The sequence below is a fragment of the Streptomyces sp. NRRL WC-3618 genome (assembly GCF_001280005.1).
Classification (GTDB): domain Bacteria; phylum Actinomycetota; class Actinomycetes; order Streptomycetales; family Streptomycetaceae; genus Streptomyces.
The window spans coordinates 1-2,462 of sequence record NZ_LGDW01000199.1 but is presented as its reverse complement, the minus strand read 5'-3'; the positions used below and the strand labels follow the sequence as shown (position 1 = coordinate 2,462).

1 protein-coding gene is annotated in these 2,462 nt (G+C 61.7%); it reads left to right on the top strand.

Translation table 11 applies throughout. The features are described from left to right. Positions 1-532: 532 nt before the first annotated feature. Positions 533-2,335 carry a reverse transcriptase/maturase family protein gene (locus ADL01_RS19120; protein ID WP_199834870.1) on the top strand — a complete coding sequence of 601 codons (1,803 nt, stop codon included), beginning with the start codon at positions 533-535 and terminating at the stop codon, positions 2,333-2,335. Positions 2,336-2,462 lie beyond the last annotated feature (127 nt).

Sequence of the window (2,462 nt, the reverse complement as noted above, 5' to 3'; positions counted from 1 at the left end):
GTGCGCCATGAGGCGCTCTGTTGTATCCCCGGTTCAACCGGGAGGAACTGAAGGGAGGTTTCTGGGTCTGATGGCTTACCTGGATCCGAAAGGTGAAGGGGACAGCAGCATGCCAGGAAATCAACGATCACGTTCAGGTATGGAAGTGATGCGTTGAGGGACCCGCGCGATATGGCGAAAGCTGTACTGCCTGAACCCCAATCTCCAAGGGATGAAAGGGCTGGCATCCATCGGAAACATACCTGACACCGATGCCGCGCCCTGCGGTGGAGTAATTGCGTATCCACCACACCCTTCGGGGCACGGACTGATTCCCAGTGAGGGAATTCAAGGAGATGAGTGGGGCGCCTAAGTCGCGCTAGATACGTACAACAGAGACGAACATGGGATCACCTAAAGGGCGCGAGCCCCAAGGTGACGGAGGCCCCGTAGTAGTCGCAGGAGTGACGACCTGCCAAGGAGGACGGTAACGCCGTCCGCAGGGCGAAGGGGGCCAGGTGATCGGACATCACAATGCTGGGAGGTATGCGTAATGCAGAACGCCGAAACGGTGCTTGATGTCCTGCGTGAACGCGGCAGACAGAGCCTGCCGTGTAATGAACTGTATCGACAGCTGTTCAATCCGAACCTGTATCTGCTGGCCTACGGGAGAATTTACGCCAACCACGGCGCGATGACACCCGGGGCCTGCGGGGAAACCGCGGACGGCATGTCCGAAGCCAAGATCGGGCGCATCATCGAAGCCATGCGCCACGAGCGTTACCGCTTCCGCCCGGTGCGGCGAGTCCACATTCCGAAATCCAACGGAAAGACGCGCCCTCTCGGCCTGCCGTCCTGGTCGGACAAACTCGTCGGCGAAGTGATCCGCCTTCTACTGGAGGCGTACTACGAGCCGCGTTTCTCCGGCCGCTCCCACGGTTTCCGCCCCGGCCGGGGCTGTCACACTGCACTGTCCGAGGTGACATACAACTGGACCGGGACAACCTGGTTCATCGAAGGAGACATCTCCGACTGCTTCGGTTCGCTGGACCATGAGATCCTGCTGGCCATTCTCTCGGAGAAGATCCACGACAACCGGTTCCTCCGCCTCATCCGACAGATGCTGAAGGCGGGATACCTGGAGGACTGGAGATGGCACGCCACCCTGTCGGGATCCCCGCAAGGCGGTGTGCTCTCCCCACTCCTGTCCAACATCTACATGGACCGGCTGGACAGATTCGTTGAAACAGTCCTCATCCCGGAATACACCCGAGGGAAAACCCGCCGCAAGAACCCGGCTTACAAAGAGCTGGAGAACGCGATCGAGGCTGCCCGGAAGCGGCTCGCCTACAGGAAGGAGAACACCGAGTCCACCCAAGTCCGCCAATGGCGAAAGGAGTTACGCCGTCATCCGGCCGGAGATCCACGCGACCCGGGCTACCGGCGGCTGCGCTACATCCGCTACGCGGACGATCACCTCCTCGGGTTCATCGGACCCAAGGCCGAAGCCGAGACGATCAAACAGCGCCTGGCCACGTTCCTTCGCGACGACCTCAAGCTGGAACTGAACCAGGACAAGACGCTGGTCACCCACGGCCGCACCCAGGCGGCCCGATTTCTCGGTTACGAGATCACAGTCCAGCACGCGGACGAAAAGGTCTCCCGGGGTGGTCGCATCAATCGCGGCCTCCGCTCTATCAACGGGAAGATACAACTCCGCGTGCCCAAAGACGTGATCAAGGCCAAATGTGCCCCGTTCCTCCGCCGTGGCAAACCCACGCACCTGCTCCCGCTGATGAGTTGCACACCCTTCGACATCATCGGCATCTACGGAGCGCAGTACCGGGGCATCGTTCAGTACTACCTGCTGGCCGGCGACGTCTGGAGACTCGACCGGCTCAAGGGGGTCATGCTGACCTCCATGCTCAAGACCCTGGCCGCCCGGCACCGGTCCAGGGTGACCACGATGGCCAACCGCTACAAAACAACCATCAGGACACCCCAGGGACCACGCAGGTGCTTCGAGGCCAGGATCGAACGCGAGGGCAGGAAACCACTGACCGCACGGTTCGGTGGCATTCCCCTCACCCGGAAACGGACGGCCGTCCTCGACGACCTCCCGTCCACCTTGTTCACCCCGCGCAGCCGCCCGCGCGGCAGCCAACTGATCGACCGGCTGCAACGTGGACAGTGTGAACTCTGCGAGAGCCGAACTGAAGTGCAAGTGCACCAAGTTCGCTCCCTCGCTGAGCTGAGCAGCGCAGGAGAACAGCCCACATGGGCGCGACTGATGCTCAAGAAACGACGCAGAACCCTCGTGGTCTGCCCGCCTTGTCACGGAAGCATCCATGTGTGACCCGGGTGAACAGCACGCAGTAGTCACTGGAGAGCCCGCTGCACCGAAAGGTGCACGGCGGGTTCGGGCCGGGGGCCGCTGGAAAAGGGTCTGCACAGCAGAAACCTCGCCAGCGGCCTACCGGTAC

What these genes read in the sequence shown, in the direction of transcription:
- ADL01_RS19120 (WP_199834870.1), top strand. Translation starts at nt 533, where the DNA reads ATGCAGAACGCCGAAACGGTGCTTGATGTCCTGCGTGAACGCGGCAGA.